Annotated in this window: 27 protein-coding genes; 12 read left to right on the plus strand and 15 right to left on the minus strand. The window is 69.6% G+C overall.

The annotated features are described in order from the left end of the window. Nucleotides 1–12: 12 nt before the first annotated feature. Together ltnD and AC3WLN_RS15205 are read right to left on the minus strand one after the other, a co-directional pair. Nucleotides 13–930: an L-threonate dehydrogenase gene (ltnD, locus tag AC3WLN_RS15200; protein WP_492482545.1), complete on the minus strand. Its 918-nt coding sequence runs from the start codon at nt 928–930 to the stop codon at nt 13–15. Nucleotides 931–1,089: 159 nt separating this feature from the next. Then, nucleotides 1,090–2,406 carry an MFS transporter gene (locus AC3WLN_RS15205; protein ID WP_492482547.1) on the minus strand — a complete coding sequence of 439 codons (1,317 nt, stop codon included), beginning with the start codon at nt 2,404–2,406 and terminating at the stop codon, nt 1,090–1,092. A gap of 186 nt (nt 2,407–2,592) precedes the next feature. Between AC3WLN_RS15205 and AC3WLN_RS15210 the strand changes: the two genes are divergently transcribed. Together AC3WLN_RS15210 and otnC are read left to right on the plus strand one after the other, a co-directional pair. Further along, on the plus strand, nt 2,593–3,621 hold the full coding sequence (locus AC3WLN_RS15210) for a LacI family DNA-binding transcriptional regulator (RefSeq protein ID WP_492482549.1): 1,029 nt from the start codon (nt 2,593–2,595) through the stop codon (nt 3,619–3,621). 35 nt (nt 3,622–3,656) lie between these two features. Beyond that, nucleotides 3,657–4,340 carry a 3-oxo-tetronate 4-phosphate decarboxylase gene (otnC, locus tag AC3WLN_RS15215; protein ID WP_492482551.1) on the plus strand — a complete coding sequence of 228 codons (684 nt, stop codon included), beginning with the start codon at nt 3,657–3,659 and terminating at the stop codon, nt 4,338–4,340. A gap of 51 nt (nt 4,341–4,391) precedes the next feature. Here the strand turns inward: otnC and AC3WLN_RS15220 are convergent, their stop codons facing one another. After that, entirely contained in the window at nt 4,392–5,486 is a 1,095-nt protein-coding gene (locus AC3WLN_RS15220; protein WP_492482553.1) for an apurinic/apyrimidinic endonuclease family protein, read from the minus strand. Between the two features lie 104 nt (nt 5,487–5,590). Between AC3WLN_RS15220 and AC3WLN_RS15225 the strand changes: the two genes are divergently transcribed. The 4 genes from AC3WLN_RS15225 (at nt 5,591) to AC3WLN_RS15240 (ending at nt 7,727) form a co-directional block, all read left to right on the plus strand. Next, nucleotides 5,591–5,995, plus strand: a complete 405-nt coding sequence (locus AC3WLN_RS15225) for a hypothetical protein (protein WP_492482555.1) — start codon at nt 5,591–5,593, stop codon at nt 5,993–5,995. Between the two features lie 127 nt (nt 5,996–6,122). Further along, nucleotides 6,123–6,254 carry a hypothetical protein gene (locus AC3WLN_RS15230; protein ID WP_492482557.1) on the plus strand — a complete coding sequence of 44 codons (132 nt, stop codon included), beginning with the start codon at nt 6,123–6,125 and terminating at the stop codon, nt 6,252–6,254. After that, the gene (locus AC3WLN_RS15235) at nt 6,254–6,466 is read left to right on the plus strand and encodes a hypothetical protein (RefSeq protein ID WP_492482558.1); all 213 of its coding nucleotides are present in this window, start codon (nt 6,254–6,256) and stop codon (nt 6,464–6,466) included. Before AC3WLN_RS15230 ends, AC3WLN_RS15235 begins: the two co-directional genes overlap by 1 nt. Nucleotides 6,467–6,533: 67 nt before the next feature. Beyond that, nucleotides 6,534–7,727, plus strand: a complete 1,194-nt coding sequence (locus AC3WLN_RS15240; protein WP_492482560.1) for an MFS transporter — start codon at nt 6,534–6,536, stop codon at nt 7,725–7,727. 7 nt (nt 7,728–7,734) lie between these two features. Here the strand turns inward: AC3WLN_RS15240 and AC3WLN_RS15245 are convergent, their stop codons facing one another. Together AC3WLN_RS15245 and AC3WLN_RS15250 are read right to left on the minus strand one after the other, a co-directional pair. Further along, nucleotides 7,735–8,388 carry a TetR/AcrR family transcriptional regulator C-terminal domain-containing protein gene (locus AC3WLN_RS15245; RefSeq protein ID WP_492482562.1) on the minus strand — a complete coding sequence of 218 codons (654 nt, stop codon included), beginning with the start codon at nt 8,386–8,388 and terminating at the stop codon, nt 7,735–7,737. Between the two features lie 103 nt (nt 8,389–8,491). After that, entirely contained in the window at nt 8,492–9,721 is a 1,230-nt protein-coding gene (locus AC3WLN_RS15250) for an acyl-CoA dehydrogenase (RefSeq protein ID WP_492482564.1), read from the minus strand. A 184-nt stretch (nt 9,722–9,905) separates the two neighbouring features. Here AC3WLN_RS15250 and AC3WLN_RS15255 point away from each other — a divergent pair, with 184 nt between their 5' ends. Beyond that, a complete protein-coding gene (locus tag AC3WLN_RS15255) occupies nt 9,906–11,156 on the plus strand; it encodes a CaiB/BaiF CoA transferase family protein (RefSeq protein WP_492482566.1) in 1,251 nt (416 codons plus the stop codon). Here the strand turns inward: AC3WLN_RS15255 and AC3WLN_RS15260 are convergent. Next, nucleotides 11,137–11,925, minus strand: coding sequence for a fumarylacetoacetate hydrolase family protein (locus AC3WLN_RS15260; RefSeq protein ID WP_492482568.1), 789 nt, complete (start codon nt 11,923–11,925; stop codon nt 11,137–11,139). The genes AC3WLN_RS15255 and AC3WLN_RS15260 overlap by 20 nt on opposite strands. Before the next feature lie 400 nt (nt 11,926–12,325). Between AC3WLN_RS15260 and AC3WLN_RS15265 the strand changes: the two genes are divergently transcribed. Both AC3WLN_RS15265 and AC3WLN_RS15270 read left to right on the plus strand, forming a co-directional pair. Then, the gene (locus AC3WLN_RS15265; RefSeq protein ID WP_492482570.1) at nt 12,326–13,627 is read left to right on the plus strand and encodes an acyltransferase family protein; all 1,302 of its coding nucleotides are present in this window, start codon (nt 12,326–12,328) and stop codon (nt 13,625–13,627) included. 57 nt (nt 13,628–13,684) lie between these two features. After that, nucleotides 13,685–14,404: a GDSL-type esterase/lipase family protein gene (locus AC3WLN_RS15270; protein ID WP_492482572.1), complete on the plus strand. Its 720-nt coding sequence runs from the start codon at nt 13,685–13,687 to the stop codon at nt 14,402–14,404. A gap of 78 nt (nt 14,405–14,482) precedes the next feature. Here AC3WLN_RS15270 and AC3WLN_RS15275 read toward each other — a convergent pair whose 3' ends face one another. The 5 genes from AC3WLN_RS15275 to AC3WLN_RS15295 all read right to left on the minus strand — a co-directional run bounded on the left by AC3WLN_RS15275 (nt 14,483) and on the right by AC3WLN_RS15295 (nt 19,616). Then, nucleotides 14,483–16,201, minus strand: a complete 1,719-nt coding sequence (locus AC3WLN_RS15275; RefSeq protein WP_492482574.1) for an IlvD/Edd family dehydratase — start codon at nt 16,199–16,201, stop codon at nt 14,483–14,485. Nucleotides 16,202–16,223: 22 nt separating this feature from the next. Next, entirely contained in the window at nt 16,224–17,159 is a 936-nt protein-coding gene (locus tag AC3WLN_RS15280; RefSeq protein ID WP_492482576.1) for a dihydrodipicolinate synthase family protein, read from the minus strand. Nucleotides 17,160–17,324: 165 nt separating this feature from the next. Continuing rightward, nucleotides 17,325–17,459, minus strand: a complete 135-nt coding sequence (locus AC3WLN_RS15285) for a hypothetical protein (protein ID WP_492482578.1) — start codon at nt 17,457–17,459, stop codon at nt 17,325–17,327. A gap of 173 nt (nt 17,460–17,632) precedes the next feature. After that, the gene (locus AC3WLN_RS15290; RefSeq protein ID WP_492482580.1) at nt 17,633–18,616 is read right to left on the minus strand and encodes an NAD(P)-dependent oxidoreductase; all 984 of its coding nucleotides are present in this window, start codon (nt 18,614–18,616) and stop codon (nt 17,633–17,635) included. Between the two features lie 61 nt (nt 18,617–18,677). Next, nucleotides 18,678–19,616: a 3-hydroxyacyl-CoA dehydrogenase NAD-binding domain-containing protein gene (locus AC3WLN_RS15295; RefSeq protein ID WP_492482582.1), complete on the minus strand. Its 939-nt coding sequence runs from the start codon at nt 19,614–19,616 to the stop codon at nt 18,678–18,680. Nucleotides 19,617–19,730: 114 nt separating this feature from the next. Here AC3WLN_RS15295 and AC3WLN_RS15300 point away from each other — a divergent pair, with 114 nt between their 5' ends. Genes AC3WLN_RS15300 through AC3WLN_RS15310 form a run of 3 tightly spaced genes read left to right on the plus strand, consistent with a single transcriptional unit; the run spans nt 19,731 to nt 22,346 of the window. Then, nucleotides 19,731–20,723, plus strand: coding sequence for an ABC transporter substrate-binding protein (locus AC3WLN_RS15300; RefSeq protein WP_492482584.1), 993 nt, complete (start codon nt 19,731–19,733; stop codon nt 20,721–20,723). Between the two features lie 8 nt (nt 20,724–20,731). Further along, nucleotides 20,732–21,535 carry an ABC transporter permease gene (locus AC3WLN_RS15305; RefSeq protein ID WP_492482586.1) on the plus strand — a complete coding sequence of 268 codons (804 nt, stop codon included), beginning with the start codon at nt 20,732–20,734 and terminating at the stop codon, nt 21,533–21,535. A gap of 16 nt (nt 21,536–21,551) precedes the next feature. Further along, complete coding sequence (locus AC3WLN_RS15310; RefSeq protein WP_492482588.1) at nt 21,552–22,346, plus strand: ABC transporter ATP-binding protein; 795 nt, start codon at nt 21,552–21,554, stop codon at nt 22,344–22,346. Nucleotides 22,347–22,527: 181 nt separating this feature from the next. Here the strand turns inward: AC3WLN_RS15310 and AC3WLN_RS15315 are convergent, their stop codons facing one another. The 4 genes from AC3WLN_RS15315 to AC3WLN_RS15330 all read right to left on the minus strand — a co-directional run bounded on the left by AC3WLN_RS15315 (nt 22,528) and on the right by AC3WLN_RS15330 (nt 24,722). Continuing rightward, complete coding sequence (locus AC3WLN_RS15315; RefSeq protein WP_463778544.1) at nt 22,528–22,812, minus strand: hypothetical protein; 285 nt, start codon at nt 22,810–22,812, stop codon at nt 22,528–22,530. Between the two features lie 209 nt (nt 22,813–23,021). Next, on the minus strand, nt 23,022–23,255 hold the full coding sequence (locus AC3WLN_RS15320) for a DUF2171 domain-containing protein (protein WP_492482591.1): 234 nt from the start codon (nt 23,253–23,255) through the stop codon (nt 23,022–23,024). 63 nt (nt 23,256–23,318) lie between these two features. Beyond that, nucleotides 23,319–23,573 (minus strand): hypothetical protein, encoded by a 255-nt coding sequence (locus AC3WLN_RS15325; protein WP_492482593.1) that lies wholly within the window; start codon nt 23,571–23,573, stop codon nt 23,319–23,321. A gap of 852 nt (nt 23,574–24,425) precedes the next feature. Then, entirely contained in the window at nt 24,426–24,722 is a 297-nt protein-coding gene (locus AC3WLN_RS15330; protein WP_492482595.1) for a hypothetical protein, read from the minus strand. Nucleotides 24,723–24,935 lie beyond the last annotated feature (213 nt).

The raw sequence follows: 24,935 nt of genomic DNA on the forward strand, positions 1-24,935 counted from the left end.
TTCGGGCTCCCTTCAGGCCTTGGGCGACGGCAGGGTGACGCCGGCCACCTGCGCGTAGAGGCGGGCCACCGAGGCGTCGTCGTCCCGACCCATGCCGGAGCCCGAGGCCATCAGGAACATCTGCAGGGCGGCGGCGGCCACCGGCACGGGGTATTTTTCCGCCCGCGCCATGTCCTGCACGATGCCCAGATCCTTGACGAAGATGTCGACCGCGCTCTTCGGGCTGTAATCGCCGTTGAGCACGTGCGGCATGCGGTTCTCGAACATCCAGGAATTGCCGGCGGACGCCGTGATCACCTCGTAGACCTTGGGCAAATCGAGGCCCTGCTTGGCGGCAAAGCTCATGGCCTCGCTGGCGGCGGCGATGTGAACCCCGGCGAGCAGCTGGTTGATCATCTTGAAGGCCGCGCCCTGCCCGGCCGCGTCGCCGAGCTCGTAGAGCTTGCCCGCCATGGCGTTGAGCGCCGGGCGGGCGGCGTCGAAGGCGGCCTTCGTACCGGAGGCCAGGAAGGTGAGTTCGCCCTCGGCGGCGCGGACGGCGCCCCCGCTCATCGGTGCGTCGAGGTAGTGGCGGCCGGTCTCCTCCAGGCGCGCCGCGAGACGCCGGGCGACGGCCGGGTCCATGGTGGCGGAGGAGACGAACACCGCGCCATCCCGCATGGTCTTCGCGACGCCGTCGGGCCCGAACAGCACGGCCTCGGTCTGGGCGGCGTTGACCACGACGCAGACCACCACGTCGGCGCCTTCCGCCGCCGCCGCCGGGTTCGCCGCCGCCTGTCCGCCGTTCGCGGCGAAGCGCGCGACGGCCTCCGGGTTCACGTCGCAGGCCGAAACCTGGAAGCCGGCCCGGAGGAGCGCGCCGGCCATGCCGGCGCCCATGGAGCCGAGGCCGATCACGGCCGCGCGCTGGGTCTGGGTGGTGATGCTCATGGATGGGCCTGTCGGATGGAATTTTGGGATCAAAGGGGCGGATCGAACTGACGGTCCTGCCACTCACCCCGTCATCCCGGGCTCTGTTGCGCAGCCCCGGAATGACGGTGCGGGTTTCGGGCCCGTCCGGCTCAGCCAAGCCGGTTCAGCGAAGCCGCCTCAGCGGTTGACCACGTGCTTGGGGGTGACGAACACGCAGACCGCGCCGATCACCAGCATCACGGCGAGCGCGTACATGCCGGCGGCGGTGCTGCCGGTGGAATCGCGCAGAGCGCCGATGACGTAGGGGCTGGCGAAGCCCGCGAGGTTGCCCACCGAATTGATCAGCGCGATGCCGGCGGCCGCCCCCGCGCCGCTCAAGAAAGCGGTGGGCAGGGACCAGAACAGGGGCGCGCAGGTGAGCACGCCGCCGGCGGCGACGGCGAGCGCCGCGATGGCGACCACGGTGCTGCCCGTGCTGGCGGCGACCACGAAGCCCACCGCGCCGCACAGAGCCGGGACGATGAGGTGCCAGCGGCGCTCGCGCATCCGGTCGGCGCTGCGGCCGAGCAGGATCATCACGAAGACCGCGAACAGGAACGGGATCGCGCTGACCAGGCCGATGTTCAGGTTGCCCTGGATGCCCGAGGCCTTGACGATGGTCGGCATCCAGAAGGTCAGGCCGTACTGGCCCGTGACGAAGGCGAAGTAGATCAGGCTCATGAACCAGATCCGGCCGTTGCGGAAGACGGTGGCGATGGAGTGCGGGCTCGCCTCCTTGCCGGCGCCGTCGGCGGCGATGTCGCGCTCGATGACCTGCTGCTCGGCCGAATTCAGCCACTTGGCCTCGGCGGGACGGTTGTCGAGGTAGAAGAACACCGCGAGGCCCACGATCACCGCCGGCACCGCCTCGATCAGGAACATCCACTGCCAGCCCGACAGGCCGTAGGCGCCGTTGAAGGCGTCCATGATCCAGCCCGAGAGCGGGTTGCCGAAGATGCCGGAGACGGGAATCGCCGACATGAACACCGCGATCACCCGGGCGCGGCGATGGGCCGGGAACCAGGTCGTCGTGTAGAGGATCACGCCCGGGTAGAAGCCCGCTTCCGCCAGACCCAGCAGGAAGCGCATGATGTAGAACGAGGTCGCCGAGTTCACGAACATGAACCCGGCGGAGATGATGCCCCAGGTGATCATGATGCGGGCGATCCAGACCCGGGCGCCGACCCGGTGCAGGATCACGTTCGAGGGCACCTCGAACAGGAAGTAGCCGATGAAGAACAGGCCAGCGCCCAGCCCGTAGACGGTCTCGCTGAAGCCCAGTTCCTGGGACATCTGCAGCTTGGCGAAGCCCACGTTCACGCGGTCGAGATAGGCGACCACGTAGCAGAGCATCAGGAACGGCACGAGCCGCCAGAAGACTTTGCGGTAGGTCTGTTCGACGAAATCCCCTGCGGGCGCATCGATGCCCCGCGCGCTGGCGGCTTGCACGCTCATGTTTCCTCCTGCCGGCGCGCGTCGCGCGGCGCCGTTCTGGCGTTGCACCCATTCTTGCGGCACTACTCTGCATGGCAGCGCTTGCATCTTGCGTAACAGATTTTGGCAGCGCTGCCAATCTGATTGTTGTGAGCAACTAAGCTTGCTATGGGCTGGACAGCCCGGGACCGGAGAGGAAGGCCGACGATGAACGTCCAGAGGTCCCCGCAGGAATCCGAGCGCCGGCTCGTGACCCTGTCCGACGTCGCCCGCGAGGCCGGCGTCGGTGAGAGCACGGTCTCGCGGGTCCTGCGCAATCAGGGCTCGTTCTCCAAGCGCACGCAGGACCGGGTGGCGGAGGCGGTGGCCCGCCTCGGCTACGTGCCGAACCGGCTCGCCGGCATGCTGGCGGGCTCGGGCACCACGGCGGGAGCCAAGCTCGTGGGCATCATCATCCCGTCGCTGACCAACATCGTGTTCCCCGACCTCCTGCGGGGCGCCAACGCGGCCCTCGACCGCGGCGGCTTCCAGAGCGTGATCGGGGTCTCGGACTACGATCCCGAGCGCGAGGAGGCCCTGATCGGGGCCCTGCTCTCCTGGCGTCCCGCCGGTCTCATCGTCACCGGCCTCGAGCACACGGCGGGCGCCGTCGCGCGCCTGCGGGCGAGCGGCATCCGCATCGTCGAGATGATCGACACCGACGGAGTCGGCCTCGACATCGTGGTCGGGTTCTCCAACCGGGCGGTGGGCTGCGACAGCGCGCGGCACCTGCTGGCCCGGGGCTACCGGCGCATCGGCTATGTCGGCCACGACATCACCCGGGACCTGCGCGCCGCCAAGCGCCTGGCCGGTTTTGGCGAGACGCTGGCCCTTGCCGGGCACCCGCTGGCGGAGACCGAGATCGCGCCGGGCCCCTCCTCGGCGGCGGCCGGGCGCGAGGCCCTGGGGCGGCTCCTCGCCCGCAGACCCGACCTCGACGCGGTCTACTTCTCCAACGACGACATGGCGCTGGGCGGCTACTTCCACTGCCTCGCCGAGGGGATCGCGGTGCCGGGGCGCCTCGCCCTGTTCGGCTTCAACGCCCTCGACATCGCTGCCGCGATGCCCCAGCCGCTGACCACCATCCGCACCCCGCGCCTGGAGATCGGCGCGGTCGCCGCCGAGCGCCTCGCCGCCGACGGCCCGGCCGAGACCGTCGATCTCGGCTACGAACTGATCGCGGGCGCCACCGCCTGAGATCGTCCCCTTCTCCGGTGACCTGAAGGACCGCCATGAGCGAGACGACGTGCGAATCGAAGCTTCGCGAACAGATCTGCCGGTTCGGCCGCTCGCTGTTCGAGCGCGGCCTGACGCCGGGCTCGTCGGGCAACATCTCGCTGCGCCTCGACGACGGCGGCTGGCTGGTGACGCCGACCAACGCCTCCCTCGGCTTCCTCGACCCGGGCACGATCTCGCGCCTCGACGCCACCGGCGCCCTGGTCTCGGGCCATGCGCCCACCAAGGAGATCCCGCTGCACGCGGCCCTCTACGACAGCCGGCAGGAAGCCCGCGCCATCGTCCACCTGCACTCGACCCACGCGGTGGCGGTGTCGATGCTGCCCGGGATCGACCCGAGGGCGGTGCTGCCGCCGCTCACGCCCTATTACCTCATGCGCGCCGGGGCCACGGCCCTGGTGCCCTATTACCGGCCCGGCGACCCGGCCGTGGCGGATGCGATCCGGGGCCTTGCCGGCCGCTACGCCTCGGTGCTGCTGGCCAACCACGGCCCGGTGGTGGCCGGCTCCACCCTGGAGAACGCGGTCTTCGCCACCGAGGAGCTGGAGGAGACGGCCAAGCTCTACCTGCTTCTTCGCAACCTCAACCCGCGCCACCTCAGCCCGGGCCAGGTGCAGGACCTCGTCAGCCATTTCGGGCTGACCCTGCCGGAGCCCGACGGACACGATCACGGGCATTGAGCGGGGGCGCGGCCTGAGGATCGGCGGCCTGAGGATCGGACCGGGTCGCCGTCAGGCCGCCACCTCGATCTGCGCCGTGGGCAGCGCGGCCGCGATCTCGGCAGCGATGCCGGCCGAGGCGATGTTCTTGGATTTCGCCTCGATCTCGAAATCCGCCCAGGCCATGTGGCGGCCCACCAGGGCGTTCACGGCCCGGTTCCACATCATGTCGGAATGGGCCGCGAGATCCCGCCAGGTGTGGCCGGCCTCGGTGAGCGCCGCGAAGTCCGGCAGGGCACCGGGGTCGTGGCCTTCCAGCAGGCCCTCGCGCGAGACGCTGATATGGGCCACCGGGCGCACGCCGCGCCAGGACTCGCGCACCCGGACGACGCGGGGATCGTCGCGCTCGATGTACTCCCCACGGCTCTCGACCCAGTGATGGTGCAGGTCGAGCACCACCGGCACGACGTCGGCGAGGCCCAGCACCGTGTCGAGGCCGAAGAAGTTCTCGTCGTTCTCCACCGTGAGGAGGTCGCGGGCCGTCTGCGAGAGCTTGGGCAGATTGGCGCGAAACCCTTCGATTCCGGGGTCGCGGGCGCCGACATGGATGTTGATGTGGGCCCCGTGCGGGTGCCAGCCGCTTCCGTAGCCGAGCATCGCCATGAGTTCGGCGTGGTGCTCCAGCTCCTCGAGGCCGTTGCGCTGGGCCGCCGGGTTCTGCGAGGCGATGACGCAGAACGGGCCGGGATGGAAGCTGAGGCGCACCGCCCCCGTCCGGGCGATCTCACCGATCCGGGCGAGGCCGTCCTCCACGAGCCGGCGCATCTCGGGCTCGGCATAGATGTCCTGGGCCACCGCATGGGTGTAGCCGGGCAGGACGTTGCTGGCGATCCGCAGCAGGCGCTCGATCGCCGGGCGGGCGGCGACCCAGGCCACCTGGCGCTCCAGGGCGCCGAGGTTGTGGCGCACGAGGCCTTCCAGCTTGTCCCGGCGGGCGGCGGGCGACAGGGTCTTCAGGTGCGCCATGGTGGCGTGGGTGAGGTTCATCTGCAGGGTCGCCTCGCGGGCGGCCTTCAGGGTCTTGAAGGGCTCGGACGGCGGTTCGAGGATGAACTTGCAGCAGAAGCCGAGGCGGGCGGGCGAGGCGGTCGCGGTTGAATCGGTCATGGGGCGATAACGCGGCGGAGCGCCTTTGGTGCAGGGCCGGAACCGGTGACCGGATGCGATGCGTTGCCCCCGCGCCGACGGCCACGTCGGCGCCGGAGACTGCCATGGACGCCAAGCCCGCAGAGGCCAAGCCCGCAGAGGCCAAGCTCGCAGATCAGGTTCGGCGCGCGGCCGATCTCGCCCGTCGCCTGACCCTGGCCTATCCGCGGGGATCCCGGCGCGACGACTTCCCCTTCGCCGTGGTGGCGGCCTTCGACGCCGAGATCCGGGGCCGCGTCGAGCGCGACCGCCGGATCGAGGACGAGCGCGACCGCGTGCTCATCGCCGCCGTCAACTTCGCCGAGACGCCACCCGAGCAGGAGCCGGAGGCCGTGGCGCCGGCCCGGCACGCCCTCATCGCGGCGATCGACTACCTCGAGGAGGCGACCCTGCGCTTCGGGATCGTCAACCGCGAGGGGGCACGGCTCGGATACGGCGCGGCCGGCCAGCGGGTCACGGCGCCGTCCTGACGGACGTTTCGCGGGCCGCCGCTGAATTTGTGATGCCCCGTCCTGAGACCCCGGGCCCCGCCCGCGCGTTACCCGCACCCGCCGGCACGATCCCAGCGGTTCGTCCTCCCAGCGTGGTTCTCGTCCGATGCGTCGCCTCTTCCCCGTCTTCATCGCCGCCGTCGCCCTCCTGGCGGGGCTGATCCTGTTCTCCTTTGTCAAGCACGGCGACACCGCCCACACCCAGCCGGTGCCGGAAGCCGGCGTGAGCGCCCGCTGATGCCGCGCTGGCTGCCGCTGGCGGGCGCCGCCCTCCTCGCCATCCTGGTGGTGATCGGCCTCGGCCTGTGGAAGTACGATCTTCTGCAGGAGGCGCGCATCGAGAACGGCGGACGCCCGGCCATTCCCGCCTGCGCGCCCGACCGCGTCGGCGAGACGGGACTGGCCGCCAACTGCCCCGGCACCGCCTTTCCGCCCGCCAAGGCCCCCTGAGGGATCGTGGTCCCCTGAGGGATCGGACGTCGGTCCGACGTCCCGGCACGGAGGAGAGGCTGGACGGATGCGCGGTTCCCCTGCCCGATCCGGCCTCGGCTCCTTCCCGGCCTTCGTCGGCCTGCAGGGCGGCCTCTATGCCGCCTACGGGATGGTCTCACCCTTCCTGCCGAGCTTTCTCGAGGCGCGCGGGCTCGACGCCTCCGAGATCGGGATCGTGCTCGCCGCCGGCACGCTGATGCGCCTCGCGGCCGGGCCGGCGGCGGGGCGGATCGCGGACCGCCTCGACGCCACCCGGGCCGTGGTGGCCGCCGGTGCCGCCGCCGCCGGGCTCCTGGCCTTCGCCACCTTCCTCGGGCACGGCTTCCCCGCGCTCCTCGTCCTCGGCCTCGCCCAGGCCGTCGCCCTCGCGAGCCTCGCGCCCCTGGCCGATGCCCTCACTCTCGCGGCGGTGGGGCGGGAGCGGACCTTCGCCTATGGCTGGGTCCGGGGCGCCGGGTCCGCCGCCTTCATCCTGGCGACCCTGGTGTCCGGACAGGCCGTCGCCTGGTTTGGCCTGTCCAGCATCCTGGTATCGAGCGGCCTACTCTTCCTCCTCACCGCCCTCGCCGCCCGCCGGGTTCCCGCCCCCCCCCGGGCGGCGGGACGGGATGGGCCGGGCCCGCCGCAACCCGCCCGCCACGCCCTGCGCGAGTTGCTCGCGATCCCGCTCTTCCGGCGGGTGCTCCTGGTGGCGGCCCTCGTGATCGGCAGCCACGCCCTGCACGAGGCCTTCGCGGTGATCCGCTGGCGCGCGGCCGGCCTCGGCCCCGGAACCGTCAGCCTGCTCTGGTCGCTGGCCGTGCTCTCGGAGGTCGTGGTGTTCGTCCTGGGCGGGGCCCGGCTGCTGGACCGCCTCGGCACCGCCGGGGCGGCGATGCTGGCGGCCGGGGCCGGAATCCTGCGCTGGGCGATCATGGCGACGACGGTGGCTTTGCCGATGCTGGCGATCGGCCAAGCCCTGCACGGGTTCACCTTCGCGCTGCTGCATCTGGCCAACATGCGCCTCCTCGCCGACCTCGTGCCCGCCCGCAGCGCGGCCACCGCCCAGACCCTCTACGCGACCCTGGGCCTCGGGCTCGCCAACACCGTCCTGACCGGGCTGTCCGGGTGGCTCTACGGACGGCTCGGAGCGGATGCGTTCTGGAGCATGGCGGCGCTCTGCGTCCTGGCGCTGCCCCTGGCGGCGGGTCTCCGGGCTCCGCATGCGCGGGCCGCCTGACGCGGGATCAGGGCCGGCAGGCCCGCAGGAAGAAATCGAGCGACCGCTTCAGCGTCTCGCGCTTGACATGGGTCATGCCCGGCCGCTCCAGCCCCAGCTCCGTCCGGTCCACGAAGCCCCGGATGGTCAGGCCCAGGAACGCATCGGCGGCGTGCCGGACATCGTCCACCGCGAGCGCGCCCGAGCGGACGCCGTCCTCCAGGCAGCGCTCCACCAGGGGCACCACCCGCGCCAGTCCGAAATCGTGGAGGGCCCGGGCAAATTCCGGGAAGCGGCCGGCCTCGGCCACCATGACCCGCCGGAACGCGATGCAGTCCGGCGTCACCACGGTCTCGAGGATCGCCAGGGCGATGCGGTGGAGCCGTTCCTCCACGGACCCGGCCTCGGCCGCCACCTTCTCGATGGAGGGCACGTTCTCCTCGATGAAGCGCACGCACACCGCCTCGAAGAGATCCACCTTGGAGGCGAAGCGCGTGTAGATCGTCTTTTTCGAGAGGCCGGCGGAGGCCGCGATGGCATCGATGCTCGCCGCCTCGAAGCCCTCCGTGAGGAACACGACCTTGGCGGCCGCGAGGACGCGCAGAAGCACGTCGCCCTCGGTCCCGCGCGGCGGGCGGCCGAGGCGCCGGGGCGGCGACGGCATCACGTCCCTCTGACTCACGGCGCGGTGTCCTCCCCCCCGGGAAACGATGCCAGTCCTCTCCGGAGAAGACCAGGGACGCGGCGCGGTGCCGGTGTGGACCGGCGACGGCCCTCCCTCTCCGTCAGAAGAACGCCTGCAGGCCCGTCTGCGCCCGGCCGAGGATCAGCGCATGGACGTCGTGCGTGCCCTCGTAGGTGTTCACCGTCTCGAGGTTCTGGGCATGGCGCATCACGTGGTACTCGCCCATGATGCCGTTGCCGCCGTGCATGTCCCGGGCGACCCGGGCGATGTCGAGGGCCTTGCCGCAATTGTTGCGCTTGATCAGCGAGATCATCTCGGGGGCCATCCGGCCTTCGTCGAACAGGCGCCCGACCCGCAGGGCGGCCTGGAGCCCGAGGGCGATCTCGGTCTGCATGTCGGCGAGCTTCTTCTGCACGAGCTGGGTCTGGGCCAGCGGCCGGCCGAACTGCTTGCGCTCCAGGGTGTAGGACCGGGCCCGGTGCCAGCAATCCTCGGCCGCGCCCATGGCGCCCCAGGCGATGCCGTAACGCGCCCGGTTGAGGCAGCCGAACGGCCCCTTCAGGCCCGAGACGTTGGGCAGGAGCGCGTCCTCGCCGACCTCGACATCCTCCATCACGATCTCCCCCGTGGTGGAGGCGCGCAGGGAAAGCTTGCCCTTCAGGGTCGGGGCCGAGAGGCCCTTCATGCCCTTCTCCAGGATGAAGCCCCGGATCGCACCCTCGTGCGCCTCGGACTTGGCCCAGACCACGAAGACGTCCGCGAAGGGCGCATTCGAGATCCACATCTTGGCCCCCGACAGGCGGTAGCCCCCGTCGGTCCTGACCGCCTTCGTCTTCATCCCGGCCGGGTCCGAACCGGCATCGGGTTCGGTCAGGCCGAAGCAGCCGATCGAGGCGCCCGAGGCGAGCTTGGGCAGGAACTTGCGGCGCTGCGCCTCCGAGCCGTAGGCGTGGATCGGGTACATCACCAGGGAGGATTGCACGCTCATCATCGAGCGGTAGCCGGAATCCACCGCCTCGACGGCGCGGGCCACGAGGCCGTAGGCGACGTAGCTCGCATCGGTGCCGCCGTAGGCCTCGGGCAGGGTGACGCCGAGGAGCCCGCGCTCGCCCATCTTCCGGAACAGCTCTGGATTGCTGGTCTCGTGCGCGTAGGCCTCGACGATGCCGGGCAGGAGTTCCTCCTGGGCGAAGGCCCGGGCGGCCTCGTGGATGGCGCGCTCGTCCTCGCTGAGCTGGTCGTCGAGGAGGAAGGGGTCGTCCCAGGCGAAGCTCGCCGAGGCGGGGGCTTCGGGCGCGGCGGAGCCGGGCGGGCGCGTCGGGGCGTTCATGGGCGGTTCCTCGAGGTTTCTTCGCGTTCCGCCGATCCTATCAGGCCGCGCCGCGGAGGCCACCTGTGCGGCCCCGCCCCTGTCGCCGGATCGAGCGGACCGGAATCCTGATAGACAGGTACGGATCGAAGCGGCGCCCCGGATGCCGGACCAGAGGCCGCATCTGCGAGACGGAGAACCGACCATGGGCGAGACGACCGCGCGCGACGACGGCCCCGAGCCCCTCCTGCGGCCCCTGCCGCTGGACGGCATCCGCGTGCTCGACCTCTCGCGCGTGCTCGCCGGACCCTGGAGCGCGATGTGCCTCGGCGACCTCGGTGCCGAGGTGATCAAGGTCGAGCACCCCGAGCGCGGCGACGACACCCGCGACTGGGGCCTGCGCACGGGGGCGACCAACACCTCCTACTTCGACGCCGCCAACCGCAACAAGCGCTCGATCACCCTCGACCTCGCCACCCCGGACGGGCTCGCGGTGGCCCGCGACCTCGCCCGCACCTGCGACGTGGTGGTGCAGAACTTCAAGACCGGGGGCGCGGATCGCCTCGGCCTCGGCTACGCCGCCCTGAGTGCCGAGAATCCGCGCCTGATCTACTGTTCGATCTCCGGCTACGCCTCGGACGGGCCGGAGGCGACCCGACCCGGCTACGACATCGTGGTCCAGGGCGAGGCCGGCCTGATGGCGCTCAACGGCGAGGCCGGGCGGCCGCCCCTCAAGTTCGGCCTCGCGGCGGTCGACCTCTTCACCGGGCAATACGCGGCGCAAGGGGTGCTCGCCGCCCTGTTCGAGCGCGAGCGCACCGGGCGCGGCCGCCACATCGAGCTCGCCCTCTTCGATTGCGGCCTGGCACTGACCGCCTATTGCGGCCTGGAGGCGATGGTGCGCGGCCACGACCCCGTCCGCGCCGGCAACGCCCATCCGTCGATCGCCCCCTACGGCGTGTTCGAGACCGGGGACGGGCCCATCGTGCTGGCGGTGGGCAACAACGGCCAGTACCGCCGCCTCTGCAACGAGGTGCTGGCGCGCCCGGACCTCGCCAGCGACCCGCGCTTCGCCACGAACCTGGAGCGCTCGCGCAACCGTGCGCAGTTCCTGCCGGCGATCGAGGCCGAACTCGCCCGCTGGACCCGGGCCGACCTCATCGCCCGGCTCGATGCGGCCGGCATCCCCTGCGGAGAGGTGCTGGGCCTGCACGAGGCCCTGACCTCCGACCGGGCCCGCGCCGGCAACCTCGTGCTGCCCCAGGGCGGCGACGCCTCTCCCGCCGCCCACGTTCTCGCCCCGCCCTACCGCCTCGACGGAGCGCGCCTGCCCGTGCGCCGCATGCCGCCCGCCCTCGGGGCATCGAGCGCCGAGATCCGGGCGGACTGCGAGGCACGGCCCGCGGCGGAAGCGGAGCGCCCCTCGGGTGGCCCGCTCAAACCGGCAGGAGCGTGAAGCCCAGGCCCTGGCCCAGGAACCGGGCCGTGACCCGGCCCGGTCCCGTCAGGTCGAAGGGCACCGAGAGGGTACCGGTGGAGACGATGCTGCCGGCGGGGATCGTCATGCCGCGCTCGCGCGCCACGGCCATCAGGTCGGTGAGGGCGGCCAGCGGATCGGTCTCGTCCTCCCCCGTCACGGCCCGGACCCGCTCCACGCCGTCGACCTCGACCACGAGGCTGCGCCCCACCTCGGCGAGGTCTCCCGTCACGAAGACGGGGCCGAGAACCAGAGCCTGGAAGGCGGAATTGTCGGCCGCGAAGCTCGGCCAGCCGACGGCACGCCGGTCTACGAAGCGGGACAGCACGAGCTCGAACGCCGCCCGGGTCTCGCCGACGACCTCGGCGGCCGGGAGCGCGGGGGCGTCGGGGGCGAGGTCGCGGGCGATCATGTAGGCGATCTCGAACTCGATCGTCACCGCCCCGGCATGCGGCATCCGGAGTTCGGCCCCGTCGCCGTGGAGCCGGTTCCGCAGCACCCGCCCGGCGATGGACCGGCCGACCCCCGAGCCGCGCTTGCCCCTGTGGCTGCCGATGGCGAGCTTCCAGCCGGCGGTTTCGGCGCCCAGCGCCGCCACCAGCCGATCCTGGACGTCGTAGCCTTCGGCCATCGTCCGCGGACGCACGGCCTCGGGCAGTTCCGCGAGCTGCCGCCCCTCGCGGGAGGCGGCCAGCAGCCTATCCGCGGCGGGCTGGGGATCGAAGGCTTCGGGCTTCGCTTCGGGCATGGCGGACCTCTTCGCGGAGTCGGGAAGGCCCAGGCTCTAGCGCGTTTTTCGCGCCCGCTGGTCGTGATTTCCCATTTCAGATCCGGCGGATTGCATTCCGATCGCGAATCTGTGCTCCCAAGGAGCCGGTGTGATCCGTCCAGCCTGCGCATGCAGATATTTCCAGGATCCGGGCGTCCGAAAGCCGTGCGCGCGGTTCGCAGCGGGAATTCGTCTGCAAAGCTTTCGGCGATCGTCGGTATCGCGGCAACCCCGTCCGTCGAAGTTCAATCGACGCGCTGCCTAGACTGATCTCGGGTGCTTGATTTCGACCACTCCACATGTGCTATGTGATTTGAGGGTTCGTGCGACGAAGACAACTTCCTTCGAAAACGCTTTGCATAATTTTGCCGATCACTGGATGAGACTTGACAAAATGGTAAGCATTTTTCGTGGGCCGCAAAAAACCTTCTCCGAAATCCTCGAAGCCCATCGCGGACTCGGGCCAGGGTTTGATCTGCTTCGATTGGGTCTGGCTCTCAGCATCGTCGCAAGTCACTGCTCGGCGCTGTCGGGGAACAAAGGTTTCCTGTCTCATCTGATCCTCGACATCATGAACTTCCTGTTCCCGCAGGCCGGTGCAGCCGCGCCTGCTCTTCCTCCCGACAGCATTGTGAATGCCGGTATTGCAGCGGAGGTCAAAGGGGTTTCGGGTCCGGCGCGTCCTTATACGCTTTGCCGTGTTCCGATGTTCTTCGCTTTGAGCGGATTTCTCGTGTCGGGAAGTGCCTTCCGAACGAGAAAGATCGTGCCGTTTCTCGGACTTCGCGTGATCCGAATTCTGCCCGCACTGTTCGTCGAGGTCACCCTCTCGGCGATCATCCTAGGCGGTATCTTCACGACTCTGACTGCGAGCGATTATTATACGTCCACTGAATTCTTCGCATATTTTCTCAATATATTGGGAAACGTTCACTACACACTGCCGGGTGTTTTTCGAGAGCACAATGTCGCTCCGACGGTGAATGGAAATCTATGGACGCTTCCTGCCGAATTTTACGCCTATGCGATCACGGCATGTCTCATGCTGTCAGGGTTAGTATTCAATAGAAAAATCTTTAGCATAATCTTCTTGATATGCACGATTCCGCTGTTGATTGGGAACTTCTTATATGGTTATGGAGAGAATCACTTAGGTTTAGACGGCAACGTATCTGTATATTATTTCTTTATGGGGGTCTTGTTCTATTTGTGGAGAGACAAGATTCCGTACCGTGCGAGCTATTTCGTCATCGCCTTGGTTGTGGCTTATGTATTGATGATGTCAAATCATACAGTCTATGTATATCCCGCCATATTGACCTATATCACTTTGTTTATCGGACTTTCCGCTCTGCCCCAAATTGGATTTCTGAAGACAGGAGACTACTCGTATGGCGTGTATCTCTACGGTTACCCCATCACGCAGTCGCTTGTCGCGGCGATACCGGCTGTGCGCGGCAACCTGTTCCTCCTCCTGGGTCTGACAGTATTTTTCACGGCATTGTTCTCATTTCTATCGTGGCACCTGATCGAGAAGCGATTCCTGTTTTTCAAGCGTTATCTGTCTCCTCGGTCAGCGCAGATCAGCGCCGAGCTGCATCCCAAAGCGTCCCTGACGAATTCCAGCGAGTCAGCAGCTCCAGAACCCGTTGCCGGGTCTTCGATGCGACGGCATCCTTAAGCGCGCTGTATTTCATACTTGGGTTTCAGGATCTGTTAGATGTCGTTTATTAGTTTCGTGAGAAACAAGCCCAGGGTCGTCCTGCTGCTCGTCGTCGTTCAGGCTATGTCCCTGGCTCTTCTGATCGCCGCCACCCTATTCGTCGTCAACAAGCTTGGCGGACCATCGTATCTACTCTTCAAGATCAGGTACGGCAGCGACGTGTCGGGATGGAGCCAGGGACGGCGGGAGATGCTGGAAGCCGTCGACGTCCACGATCCGGAGGCCATCGTCTTCATCGGCGATTCCATCACGCATCAAGCGGAGTGGAGCGAGTTGCTGCACGATCCCCACATCAAGAATCGGGGTGTCGACGGCGAAACGACCGACCAAATCCTGAGCCGGCTGGATGGCCTCAAGAAGATCCAGCCGCGGATGGTGATGCTCATGGTCGGGATCAACGATCTGGCGTCGCGAAAGCCGGACGAGGCCTTTGCCAATATCGCGCTGATCGTGAAGCGGATTCTGGCAGGCAGCCCTTCCAGCAAGATCGTCATCCAATCTGTCCTGCCCGTCAACAATCAGGTCAAGTTTCAGTATCGCAGCAACGATGATGTCAGAAAACTGAATTCCTTGCTGGTCGATTACAGCAAGCAGAATCAATTACAGTTTGTTGATGTTTATCGAGTTCTGATAGATCAACGCGGAAATCTGGACAAGGCCTATACATTCGACGGCATTCATCTCAACGGCGCCGGGTATCAGCGCTGGGTCGATCTGCTGCGAAGCATCCGATAGGCGTTCCTGCATCGCGTCGACCGGAGGGGCTGCGCCGGCCGGGGCGAGCCCGACCGCTTCGATCGGGCGGAGACCGGGTCAGGGCGCATCGTCCCGCGCCGGCTCGGCGCGCAGGAAGTCGAAGTCGCAGCCCTCGTCCGCCTGCAGCACCGTCTCGTGGAACAGGCGCGCGTAGCCGCGTCGCGCCCAGTCCGGCCTCCGGGTCGGGCCGAGGGCGGCGCGACGGGCGTCGAGTTCGGCGTCGTCGACCAGCACGTCGAGGCGCCGGCCGGCGGTGTCGAGGCGGATGCGGTCGCCGGTGCGGACGAGACCGAGGGGGCCGCCGACGGCCGATTCCGGCGTGATGTGCAGGACGATGGTGCCGAAGGCCGTCCCGCTCATGCGGGCATCGGAGATGCGCACCATGTCCTTGATCCCGCGCGCCAGGATCTTCTTCGGGATCGGCAGGTAGCCCGCCTCCGGCATGCCGGGCGCGCCCTTCGGGCCGCCGTTCTGGAGGACGAGGACGTCGTCCGGCCCGACGTCGAGGTCGGGGTCGTCGATCCGGGCGGTCATGTCGGCGATGGAGCTGAACACCACCGCCCGGCCGGTGTGCTGGAGCAGGGCCGGACTCGCGGCGCTGTGCTTGATCAGGGCGCCGCGCGGGGCGAGGTTGCCGCGCAGCACCGCCATGGCCCCCACGGGCTTGATCGGGTCATCGGCGGACCGGATCACGGTCTGACCCGGAACCGTCTCGGCGGCCGCCACCACGTCGCGCAGGGTCCCGCCCGCGACCGTGCCGGCCTCGAGGTCGATCAGCGATCCCAGGTTCCTGAGGAGCACCGGCATGCCGCCGGCATGGTGGAAGTGCTCCATGTAGTGCTGGCCCGAGGGCTTCAGGTCGATGAGCACCGGCACCGCGCGCCCGAGGGCGTCGAAGGCGTCGAGGTCGATGCCGTGCGGCGTCCGGTTGGCGACGGCGGTGAGGTGGATCAGGCCGTTGGTGGAGCCGCCGATCGCCTGGAGCACGACCTGCGCGTTGCGAAAGGCGGCGGGCGTCAGGAGTTCGCTCGGCCGGGGGCCGCCCGACACCGCCATCTCGGCGGCGCGGCGCCCGCTGCGTTCCGCGATGCGGATGCGCTCGGCATGCGGTGCCGGCACGGTGGCACTCATGGGCAGGGCGAGGCCGAGCGCCTCCGTCACGCAGGCCATGGTGCTCGCCGTGCCCATCACCATGCAGGTGCCGACGGACGGGGCGAGCCGGCTGTTGACGGCCTCGATCTCGGCCTCATCGATCGCGCCGGCCCGGTGCGCGCTCCAGAGGCGGCGGCAATCCGTGCAGGCGCCGAGCACCTCGCCCTTGTGGTGGCCCACCACCATGGGACCGACAGGGACGACCACGGTGGGCAGGTCGACGCTCGCCGCCGCCATGATCTGCGCCGGCAGGGTCTTGTCGCAGCCGCCGATGACGATGACGGCGTCCATCGGCTGGGCCCGCAGCATCTCCTCGGTGTCCATCGCCATGAGGTTGCGCAGGAACATTGAGGTGGGATGCGCGAAGCTCTCGTGGATCGAGATCGTCGGGAACACCATGGGCAGGCCGCCGGCCAGCATCACCCCGCGCTTGGCCGCCTCGATCAGGGCCGGGGCATTGCCGTGGCACGGGTTGTAGTCGCTGGCCGTGTTGGTGATGCCCACGATGGGCCGGTCGAGGGCGTCGTCCGAGTAGCCCGCCGCCTTGATGAAGGCCTTGCGCAGGAACAGGGAGAAGCCCGCGTCGCCGTAGCTGGTGAGGCCCTTGCGCAGACCCTTGCTCATGATGCTCGTCCCGGTCCGGGTGTCAGGGAGCCACGCGGGCGCGCGGATCGACGCGGGCGATGCGCGACAGGAGGTAATCGACCTCCGCCTTGCTCTGGGCCGACAGGCTCGCGGCCGGCTTGCGCTGGGCGTCCGAGGCGAAGATCCCGCGCTTCCGGAAGACGTACTTGCGCACCGCCAGGCCCAGGGGGCCCTGCTGCTGCTCGTATCGCAGATAAGGCAGGTGCGCGTCGAAGAGGTCGTGCGCCGCGTCGCGCTCCCCGGCCCGCGACAGCCGCACGACGTCGACGAGCATCTCCGGGAATGCGTAGCCGGTATTGGCTCCGTCCGCGCCGCGCTCCATCTCGAAGTCGAGGAACAGGCCGCCATTGCCGGTGAGGATCGCGATGTGGCGCATCGAGCCGTCCTGCTCGAAGGCGCGCAGGGCGGTGATCTTGTCGAGGCCGGGCCAGTCCTCGTGCTTGAGCATGACGCAGGACGGGTTCTCGGTGACGATCCGGCGGATCACGGCGGGCGTCATCACCACCGAGAAGGTGAGCGGATAATCCTGGATCACGAAGGGCACGTCGGGGCCGATCGCCTCGGCGGCGTTGCGGTAATAGGCCACCACCTGGTCGTCGGTGCGCAGGGTGTTGGGCGGCCCGATCATCACGCCGGCCGCACCGAGGTCCATCACCTCGCGGGCGAGCGACCGCATGGCGGCGAAGCCCGGGGCCGAGACGCCCACGAGGACCGGCACGTCCACGCGCCCGATCACCCGCCGGGCGATGGCGACCGCCTCGGCGTGGTCGAGCTTCGGCGCCTCGCCGAGCTGGCCCAGGATGGTGAGGCCGTCGATGCCCGCGCCGAGGAAGAACTCGGACATCCGGTCGAGGGAGGTCTCGTCGACCCGGCCGTCGGGATGGAACGGCGTCGGGGCGATGGGGATCACGCCCTTGATCGCACTGGTCAGAGCCATGGTGTCCTCCCGCGAGAAACCCGCGCGGTCGCGGCGCGCCCCGGGGGAGGTGTCCTCCGCCCTCCGGCAGGAACCCGTTCTACAGGTTCGCGGCGGCGGCGATAAGCCGGGGACGGCGATGTTCGGCCGAGCTGGGTTGGAGGACGGGTCGGGCTGGCCTCCGGCTCAGACCGGGTGGGCGCCGGCGTCGATAAGGCGCTGGTAATGGCCGAGCCAGGCCTGGATCATGCGGGCGAACAGGCTGTCCGCGGCCTGCAGGCGGAGCCGGGCGGCGGCGGAGACGGCGGGGGCAGCGGACATGGCGATCTCGCGACGTCTGGGGATGCGGACGGGGCGCCCGCGATGACCGTGACTTGGACCCGATGCTGCGCTGCAGCAATCGTCCCCTCGGTCTGGGAACTCTGCGTAAGACGCATGACGGGGCAGGAAATCCTTGACCGCCCCCGTGCCGTACGCGGCCGAGACACCCGAAATCAGCCCGGAGCTCGCAGGGCTTCCGGATTGACGAGGTTCGGGGGCGCCGTGCCGCGCAGGATGCACAGCATCGCCTCGGCGGCGCCGAGGCCCATCACCCGCAGGCTGGCGGCAGAGGTGCCGGCGACGTGCGGGGTGAGGAGCAGGTTCGGGCAGCCGAAATAGGGATGGTCCCCGGGCAGGGGCTGGGTCGCGAACACGTCGAGGGCCGCGCCCCCGATCGCCCCCGCCCGCAGGGCCGCCGCGAGGGCGTCGTCCCGCACGATGGGGCCGCGCGCCACATTGATCAGCACGGCGTCGGGCCGCATCCGGCCGATCAGACCGGCATCGACGAGGCCGCGGGTCTCCGGTGTCAGCGGGCAGGCGACGACGACGGCGTCGCTTCCCGAGAACAGGGTCTCGCGGTCCACCGGCTCGATCAGGCCGCCGGCGGTGCCGGCGCGGCGGGAATGCCCGAGCACCCGCATGCCGAAGCCGTGGCGGGCGATGGCGGCGACGCGGCGCCCGATCTCGCCGGTGCCGAGGATGCCGATCGTCGTCCCGCCGATCTCGCCGAGGTCGCTCGCCAGCGACTTCGCCGGGAGCCAGCCGCTCTCGCGCAGGGTCCGGTCGAGAGGCCCGAGCCGCCGGCGCAGGTGCAGCAGGGCCGAGAAGACGTACTCGGCCACCGCCTGGGTGTTGCTGCCCGGCAGGTTGGCCACCGGGATGCCGCGGGCGGTCGCCGCCTCCAGGGGCACGAAGTCGAGCCCGACGCCGTGGCGGACGATGCCGCGCAGGTGTGGCGCGTGGTCGAGGATGTCGTCGGGCAGCTGCGCCCGCACGATCAGGCCCGCCGCCTCGGCCGAAAGGGCCCGCAGGGTTTCGGGCCGGGTGTCCGCGGCGGCGACCACCCGGGCTTCGCCCGAGAGCCGGGCCACCGCCTCAGGGTGGATGGGGTTGGTGAGGACGACCAGGGGTCGGCGATCCGGCGGGGATGCGGTCACGGTCTGTCAGCCTTCGGGGATGCGGCGGATCGGGAATCTGGAACGGTCGGCATGCGAGGGCTCAGGGGCCCTCGCCCGCCACCTCGGTGCGGGCCTTGAGGATCTCGATCAGGGCACGGTCGCGGCGCTCGGCCAGGGTCTGGAGCGAGCGGCCGGCGGCCTCCGCCTCGATCCCGGCCACGATTCGGTCCTTCACGGCCTCGGTCAGCTCCGGGGTCCCGAGGCTGGCCCAGCGCCGAACCTGGCTGGGACCGAGATGGTCGAGATAGTGCCGGATGCCGCCCTCCCCGCCGCCGAGGTGATAGGTCATGTGCGGCCCCATCGCGGCCCAGCGCAGGCCGGGACCGTTGCACAGGGCGGCGTCGATATCCGCGACGCTCGCGACGCCCTCGGCCACGAGGTTCACGGCCTCCCGGTAGAGGGCCGAGGCGAGGCGGTTGGCGATGTGGCCCGGCATCTCGCGCTGGAGCACCACCGGCCGGCGTCCGAGCCGGGCGTAGAAGGCGGCGGCCCGCGCCGCCGTGGCGGCGTCGCCGGCCACGATCTCGACCAGGGGCACGAGGTGGGGCGGGTGGAACGGATGCGCCACCAGGATCCGCTCGGGCCGGGCGCAATCGGCGACGAGGGCGCTGCGCAGCATGGCGGAGGTGCTCGAGGCGACGAGGATCGCGGGGGGCAGCCGGCGATCGACCTCCGCCAGCAGGGCGCGCTTGACCGCCTCGTTCTCCGGCGCGTTCTCCTGCACGAAGCCGGTCCCGGCCAGGGCCTCCTCCAGGCCGTCGTGGAAGCGCAGGGCCCCCTCCCCGCTCAGGCCGAGCTCGGCCAACTGCTGCCGCGCCGCCTCGACCGCGCGGGCGGCACCCGCCTCGAATCCGGGCGACGGATCGTAGGCCGCCACGTCGAGTCCGTGGGCGAGGAACAGGGCCGCCCAGCTGGCACCCAGGGTGCCGCAGCCCAGCACGGTGACCCGCTCGATTTCATCCGTTTCAATGGCTGTCAAAACTCTCTCCGGGGCGGGTTTACTTTCGAATCCAGAATACGCTTATTCAACCCCGTACCGACCGTTCTCACGGCGGACGAAGCGGGCGACACGACCCGCGACCGGAGGAGACCGATGCTTACACGCAACGCGACGGCGCGCGCCGCCCTGCTGGTTCTCGCGACTCTGGGTGCTCTCGGCAGCGCCCGGGCGGAGGACGTGGTCCGCCTCGGCAACCTCAAATTCGCCCATTACGGGGCGATCTCCTACATGAAGGAGATCGCCCCGAAATACGGCCTGAAGATCGACGAGAAGGTCTTCGCCAAGGGCGCCGACATCTACCCCGCCATGGCGGTGGACCAGATCGACATCTCCGCCTCCGGCGCCGACGGCGCCGTGGCCGCCCGCGGCAACGGCGTGAAGCTCTACGTGGTGGCGGGCTTCGCCAATGGCGGCGTGCGCATCCTGCGCCGGCCCGACCTCGACACGGTCAAGACCCTGAAGGACGTGAAGGGCCTCAAGGTCGCCACCGTCCGTGGCGGCACCCAGGACCTGATGCTGCTGGCCGAGCTCGACAAGCACGGGATGACCTGGTCGGAGCGGCCCGGCAAGGACGTGCAGCTGATCTATTTCAACAACTACGCCGACCTGAACCAGGCCCTGTCGCAGAAATACGTCGACGTGATCTGCCAGAGCGAGCCGCAATCCACGCAGGCGATCAGCGCCGGCTACGCCGCCGAGGTGGTCAAGCCCTACGACACCCCCATCGGCGTGCCGGTGCGCCCGCTGGTGATGACCGAGAAGATGTACAACGAGCGCCCCGAGGTCGCCGCCCGGGTGCTCAAGCTGTTCGTCGCCGCCACCAAGGCCTTCATCGACGATCCGGCGCTCGCCGAGAAGTACGTCCGCGAGAGCGTGTTCAAGGGCCAGCTCTCGAGCCAGGATTTCCGCGACGGCATGGCCAACGCCAAGTACACCTACGACGTGCCGGCCGGGCACATGCAGACCACGACCGACTACATGATGAAGTACGGCCTCGGTAAGATGGTGAACCCGCCCAAATCCGATGCCGAGTGGGTGAAGACCGACCTCCTCGAGAAGGCGAAAGCCGAACTCAAGACGAACTGAGCGTCGCGATGAACCGGTTTCGCGGCGCCCTCGTCCCCCTCGCCCTCCTGATCCTGTGGGAGATCCTGAGCCGGGCCGGCGTGTTCTCCCCCATCGTCCTGCCGCCGCCGAGCGCAGTGGCGGCGAAGTGGTACTCGGGCCTCCTGCCCGGCCTGCCCTACGATCCGGCCACCGAGAGCTACTGGCACTGGATGTTCTCCGGCGAGATGCCGCACGACGCCGTGGCGAGCCTCACCCGCGTGATCATGGGCTTCTGCGTCGGGGCCGGCCTCGCGGTGCCGGTTGGGCTCCTGCTCGGCACCAGCGACCGGCTCTACGCGCTGTTCAATCCCCTGCTCCAGATCCTGCGGCCGATCCCGCCCATCGCCTACATCCCGCTCGCCATCGTCTGGTTCGGCCTCGGCAATCCGCCGGCCCTGTTCCTGATCGCGCTCGGCACCTTCTTCCCCGTCCTGGTCAACACCATCGCGGGGGTGCGGCAGGTGGACTCGATCTACATCCGCGCGGCGCGCAACCTCGGGGCGAATTCCTGGACGATGTTCCGCCGGGTGATCCTGCCGGCGGCGAGCCCCTTCGTGCTGGCAGGCATGCGGATCGGCATCGGCACCGCCTTCATCGTGGTCATCGTCGCCGAGATGATCGCGGTCTCGGACGGGCTCGGCTACCGCATCCTGGAGGCCCGCGAGTACATGTGGTCCGACAAGATCATCGGCGGCATGCTGACCATCGGCGTCCTCGGCCTCATCATCGACGGGGCGATGTCGCGCCTGAACGACCACCTCCTGCGCTGGCACCGCGGCCTTGAACGCTGAACCAGGACGCCTGATCATGTCGGCGCAAATCGAGATCGCCCAGGCCAGCAAGGTGTTCGGGACGGGGGCCGGCGCCGTCCCGGCCCTGGACGACATCACCGCGACGGTGCCCGAAGGGCAGTTCCTCTGCCTGCTCGGGCCCTCCGGTTGCGGCAAGTCCACCCTGCTCAACGCCATCGCGGGCTTCACGCCGCTCAGCGCCGGGCGGATCACCATGGGCGGGCGCCCCGTGACCGAGCCGGGGCCCGACCGCGGCATGGTCTTCCAGGAATACGCGCTGTTTCCCTGGATGAACGTGGAGGACAACGTCCGCTTCGGCCTCGACATCCGGGGCGTGCCGCGGGCCGACGCCACAGTGACGGTCGACCGCATCGTGGCCACCCTCGGCCTGTCGGATTTCCGCAAGCGCTACCCGAAGGACCTCTCCGGCGGCATGCGCCAGCGCGTGGCCATCGCGCGCATCCTGGCCCTCGACCCGCCGGTGATGCTGATGGACGAGCCCTTCGGGGCGCTGGACGCCCTGACCCGGCGTACCCTGCAGGACGAGTTGCTGCGCATCTGGGCCGAGTACCGCAAGACGGTGATCTTCGTCACCCATTCCATCGAGGAGGCGATCTACCTCGCCGACCGCATCCTCGTGATGACCTACCGCCCCGGGCGCATCAAGCGCGACCTCACGGTGGAGATCCCGCGCCCGCGCGACACCGCCTCGGGCGAGTTCAACGCCCTGAAGCGCGAACTCGCCGGCCTGGTAATGGCCGAGCAGCAGCGCTTCACCAGCGCGGAGCTGCACGGTGCGGCGGTGGATTGAACGGGTCCCCGGCGACCGCACAGAAGAACGCCCGCAGGCCGGAAGGCCGCGGGCGCTGAAGGTTGTTGCCAATCACCCGAGGACCAGCACGGGCAGCGCGAGAATAAAAGCGGCTCCGGTGCCGGCTGGCAAGACGGAACTCGTCAATTGATCGCCGCGCCTGTTCGGAAACGCCTCGTTTTCAGAGCGTTCCCCTGCGCAGCCCTTCCGACAACTGGAGCGCCTCGAGGACGGCCTTGCCGATGCGGTCGGCCTCGTCCTCGCCCGCGGCATTGGCGAGCACCACGGCCACGGGCCGGGGGACCGACAGGGCCTGCGCACCGACCGTGACCTGCAACTCGTCGCCGTGCGGCGCCTCGATGCGGCGCAGGCCGACGCGCAGACCGGCGGCGTCCCCGAAGACGCGCTCCAGCCCGGCCAGGGCCTCGCGGCTCGTGCCGAAATCTCCCGTGATGACGTCCGCCATGGCTGTGTTCCTCACGGGTCTGTGTTCACACGGACGGGCGCCCGACCGCCGAAACCGCGACGGCCACGCAGGCCGAAACCCGGTGCGCGTCCATCCGACGTCACCCGATTCCGGCTCGTGGCCGCGCCCGGTCCTGCGACCGGCCCGGACTCGATGTGGGAACGGGCCGGTGCATCGTCAATGAACCGGGGGGTGACGCGAATTCGGGGTCAGGAGGTCGACCATTCCCGCTTGACCTCCGCGGCCGAGCGGTCGAGCCGCACGGTGTTGCCCTCGACGGACTGGACGAAATCCACCGGGATGAAGTGGTGGAGGCCGCCCGCGTCCGGATCCTTCTTGGTCAGCTTGATCTCGCCCTTGTCGACGTGATCGACGGTGCCGACATGGGCGCCGTCCGAGCCGACGACGTCGGCATGTTCCTTGATCTGCGCGGCATCGATCATCGGTTTCACTCCCTGTTGGGAGGTCAACGGAGGCGGTCCGGGCGGTGTTCCGGCTCGGGGCCGTCAGGGGCTGAGGCCGGTCCGGCGCTCTCCCTCGCGTCGCGCCGCGCGGGCCATGTTGATGAGTTCGCGGGCGGTGAGTCCACGCGCCGGGACATCGGAGGCCTCCGGCCGCGCCATGGCCAGGACCGGCCGCCCGAGGGCGAGTCCGCTGGACCGGAGCGTGGTGTCCTGGCTCCGCCAGAGCCGCCGAAGCCGGGCTGCCCTGGAGTCTTCGGCCCGAGCCTGCCTCGTCCGCGTATCGCTCTCTGTCGCCATTCGTCCCCGTCCCGCGCCTGTGGATGGCGATTAGCAAAGCTTGGCCGTGGGCGACATTCTTGAAGTTGCGGATGGCCGCTCTATCGAGCCCGGCCGCGGGGCCCTTCACCGATCCTTAACCATGATGCCTCAAGGTCGGATCAAGCCGGTGGCGGCCGCGTGCCGCCAGACCGGCGACGGCCATGCCGCCGGATCGGGTGACGCCGGATGTACGCGCACCGGATCCTGGCGGCATGCCCGTCGGCCCGCCGGGCCCTGCATCGGCGCGAAACCCTCTCCCGCGGCCCAGCGTTGACGGTCATTCCTCCGGCGGGGTTCCGCCCCGGCTCCTGCGTGAGCCTGGACGGCCCGCCTCAACCCGACGCACGCGGACGGTCACACATGTCTCTCTTCTTCGCCCTCGTCCTCATCGGCACGCCCATGGCGCTCGCGGTGCTGGAACTGGTCCGCATGCGCGGCCCGCGCCCCCTCTGACGGACGAACCGGCCCGCGCGCTCCGCGAGGCTTCATCCGCTTCGGGCACACCGATCGGGGGTGGCCCCACCCGCGATCGATTGGGGGGAGCGCGGAGCGGGGCCACACTGGCCATCGGGGGGACGCGGCCAGCGCCCCGACTATGGCCGACGCGCCGGACGGCGGCATTCACCCACGTTACCTTCCGCGCGCCCTTCCGTGCGCCCTTCCGCGCGCGCGTTCGGGCCGGGCGGATTTCGTCGCGGCCTGCGGGGCGCCCCCGGCCTTCGAAGATCGGCGGCGCCGAGGGGATACGTTCGTCGCAAGGACCGGCGGGCTCGCACACGCGTCAGCCCGGTCCAGATGTCGTGGGGAGCGGTCGGCCTCGCGAGGCTGGGCTCAGCGCATCAGCCGGTCCTGCAGGAAGCGATCCCTGCGCCGCTTCGAGACGTAGGACCGGGCGGCGTAGCCGAGGCCGAAACCCAGCGCGATCATCACCAGGACGGCGAGAAACTGGAGCAGGAACGAGATCAGGACGCCGAGCGCGACGCCCAGGGCGAGGAGCGCGTAGCCGGTGCCGCGGGTGCGCGGCTTGCTCATCTCCACCGCGGCGGCCAGGCGGGCCACCTGAACGTTCCGCTGGACCGAACCCCGAAGGGACTCGAACCGGGCGCCGAAGCTGTGGGAGACGTTCATCGAAAGTCGCTCTGCATGGAAGGCGGGTGGTGAATCGGCCACTGGCCAGCCTAGCGCGACCGCATGGATTTGGTGAAGGCCGGACCCGACGCGGGCTGCGCGCGACCCGGCCACCGGGGCGACCGCCCTGCCCGCTCCGCGTCTCGTGTCTGGTTCAGAAGGCGTTGGTGCGGCGGGTGATTTCGGCCAGGACGGTGCGCACGAGGATCTGGA

The sequence above is a fragment of the Methylobacterium sp. FW306-05-D genome (assembly GCF_058782155.1).

Coding starts and splice junctions, on each gene's coding strand:
- AC3WLN_RS15240 (WP_492482560.1), top strand. CDS start 6,534: ATGCGCGGTTCCCCTGCCCGATCCGGCCTCGGCTCCTTCCCGGCCTTC.
- AC3WLN_RS15220 (WP_492482553.1), bottom strand. CDS start 5,486: ATGACCGATTCAACCGCGACCGCCTCGCCCGCCCGCCTCGGCTTCTGC.
- AC3WLN_RS15320 (WP_492482591.1), bottom strand. CDS start 23,255: ATGATCGATGCCGCGCAGATCAAGGAACATGCCGACGTCGTCGGCTCG.
- AC3WLN_RS15280 (WP_492482576.1), bottom strand. CDS start 17,159: ATGGCTCTGACCAGTGCGATCAAGGGCGTGATCCCCATCGCCCCGACG.
- AC3WLN_RS15330 (WP_492482595.1), bottom strand. CDS start 24,722: ATGAACGTCTCCCACAGCTTCGGCGCCCGGTTCGAGTCCCTTCGGGGT.
- AC3WLN_RS15250 (WP_492482564.1), bottom strand. CDS start 9,721: ATGAACGCCCCGACGCGCCCGCCCGGCTCCGCCGCGCCCGAAGCCCCC.
- AC3WLN_RS15230 (WP_492482557.1), top strand. CDS start 6,123: ATGCGTCGCCTCTTCCCCGTCTTCATCGCCGCCGTCGCCCTCCTGGCG.
- ltnD (WP_492482545.1), bottom strand. CDS start 930: ATGAGCATCACCACCCAGACCCAGCGCGCGGCCGTGATCGGCCTCGGC.
- AC3WLN_RS15310 (WP_492482588.1), top strand. CDS start 21,552: ATGTCGGCGCAAATCGAGATCGCCCAGGCCAGCAAGGTGTTCGGGACG.
- AC3WLN_RS15325 (WP_492482593.1), bottom strand. CDS start 23,573: ATGGCGACAGAGAGCGATACGCGGACGAGGCAGGCTCGGGCCGAAGAC.
- AC3WLN_RS15255 (WP_492482566.1), top strand. CDS start 9,906: ATGGGCGAGACGACCGCGCGCGACGACGGCCCCGAGCCCCTCCTGCGG.
- AC3WLN_RS15300 (WP_492482584.1), top strand. CDS start 19,731: ATGCTTACACGCAACGCGACGGCGCGCGCCGCCCTGCTGGTTCTCGCG.
- AC3WLN_RS15235 (WP_492482558.1), top strand. CDS start 6,254: ATGCCGCGCTGGCTGCCGCTGGCGGGCGCCGCCCTCCTCGCCATCCTG.
- AC3WLN_RS15315 (WP_463778544.1), bottom strand. CDS start 22,812: ATGGCGGACGTCATCACGGGAGATTTCGGCACGAGCCGCGAGGCCCTG.
- AC3WLN_RS15205 (WP_492482547.1), bottom strand. CDS start 2,406: ATGAGCGTGCAAGCCGCCAGCGCGCGGGGCATCGATGCGCCCGCAGGG.
- AC3WLN_RS15305 (WP_492482586.1), top strand. CDS start 20,732: ATGAACCGGTTTCGCGGCGCCCTCGTCCCCCTCGCCCTCCTGATCCTG.
- AC3WLN_RS15275 (WP_492482574.1), bottom strand. CDS start 16,201: ATGAGCAAGGGTCTGCGCAAGGGCCTCACCAGCTACGGCGACGCGGGC.
- AC3WLN_RS15210 (WP_492482549.1), top strand. CDS start 2,593: ATGAACGTCCAGAGGTCCCCGCAGGAATCCGAGCGCCGGCTCGTGACC.
- AC3WLN_RS15260 (WP_492482568.1), bottom strand. CDS start 11,925: ATGCCCGAAGCGAAGCCCGAAGCCTTCGATCCCCAGCCCGCCGCGGAT.
- otnC (WP_492482551.1), top strand. CDS start 3,657: ATGAGCGAGACGACGTGCGAATCGAAGCTTCGCGAACAGATCTGCCGG.
- AC3WLN_RS15225 (WP_492482555.1), top strand. CDS start 5,591: ATGGACGCCAAGCCCGCAGAGGCCAAGCCCGCAGAGGCCAAGCTCGCA.
- AC3WLN_RS15285 (WP_492482578.1), bottom strand. CDS start 17,459: ATGTCCGCTGCCCCCGCCGTCTCCGCCGCCGCCCGGCTCCGCCTGCAG.
- AC3WLN_RS15265 (WP_492482570.1), top strand. CDS start 12,326: ATGAGACTTGACAAAATGGTAAGCATTTTTCGTGGGCCGCAAAAAACC.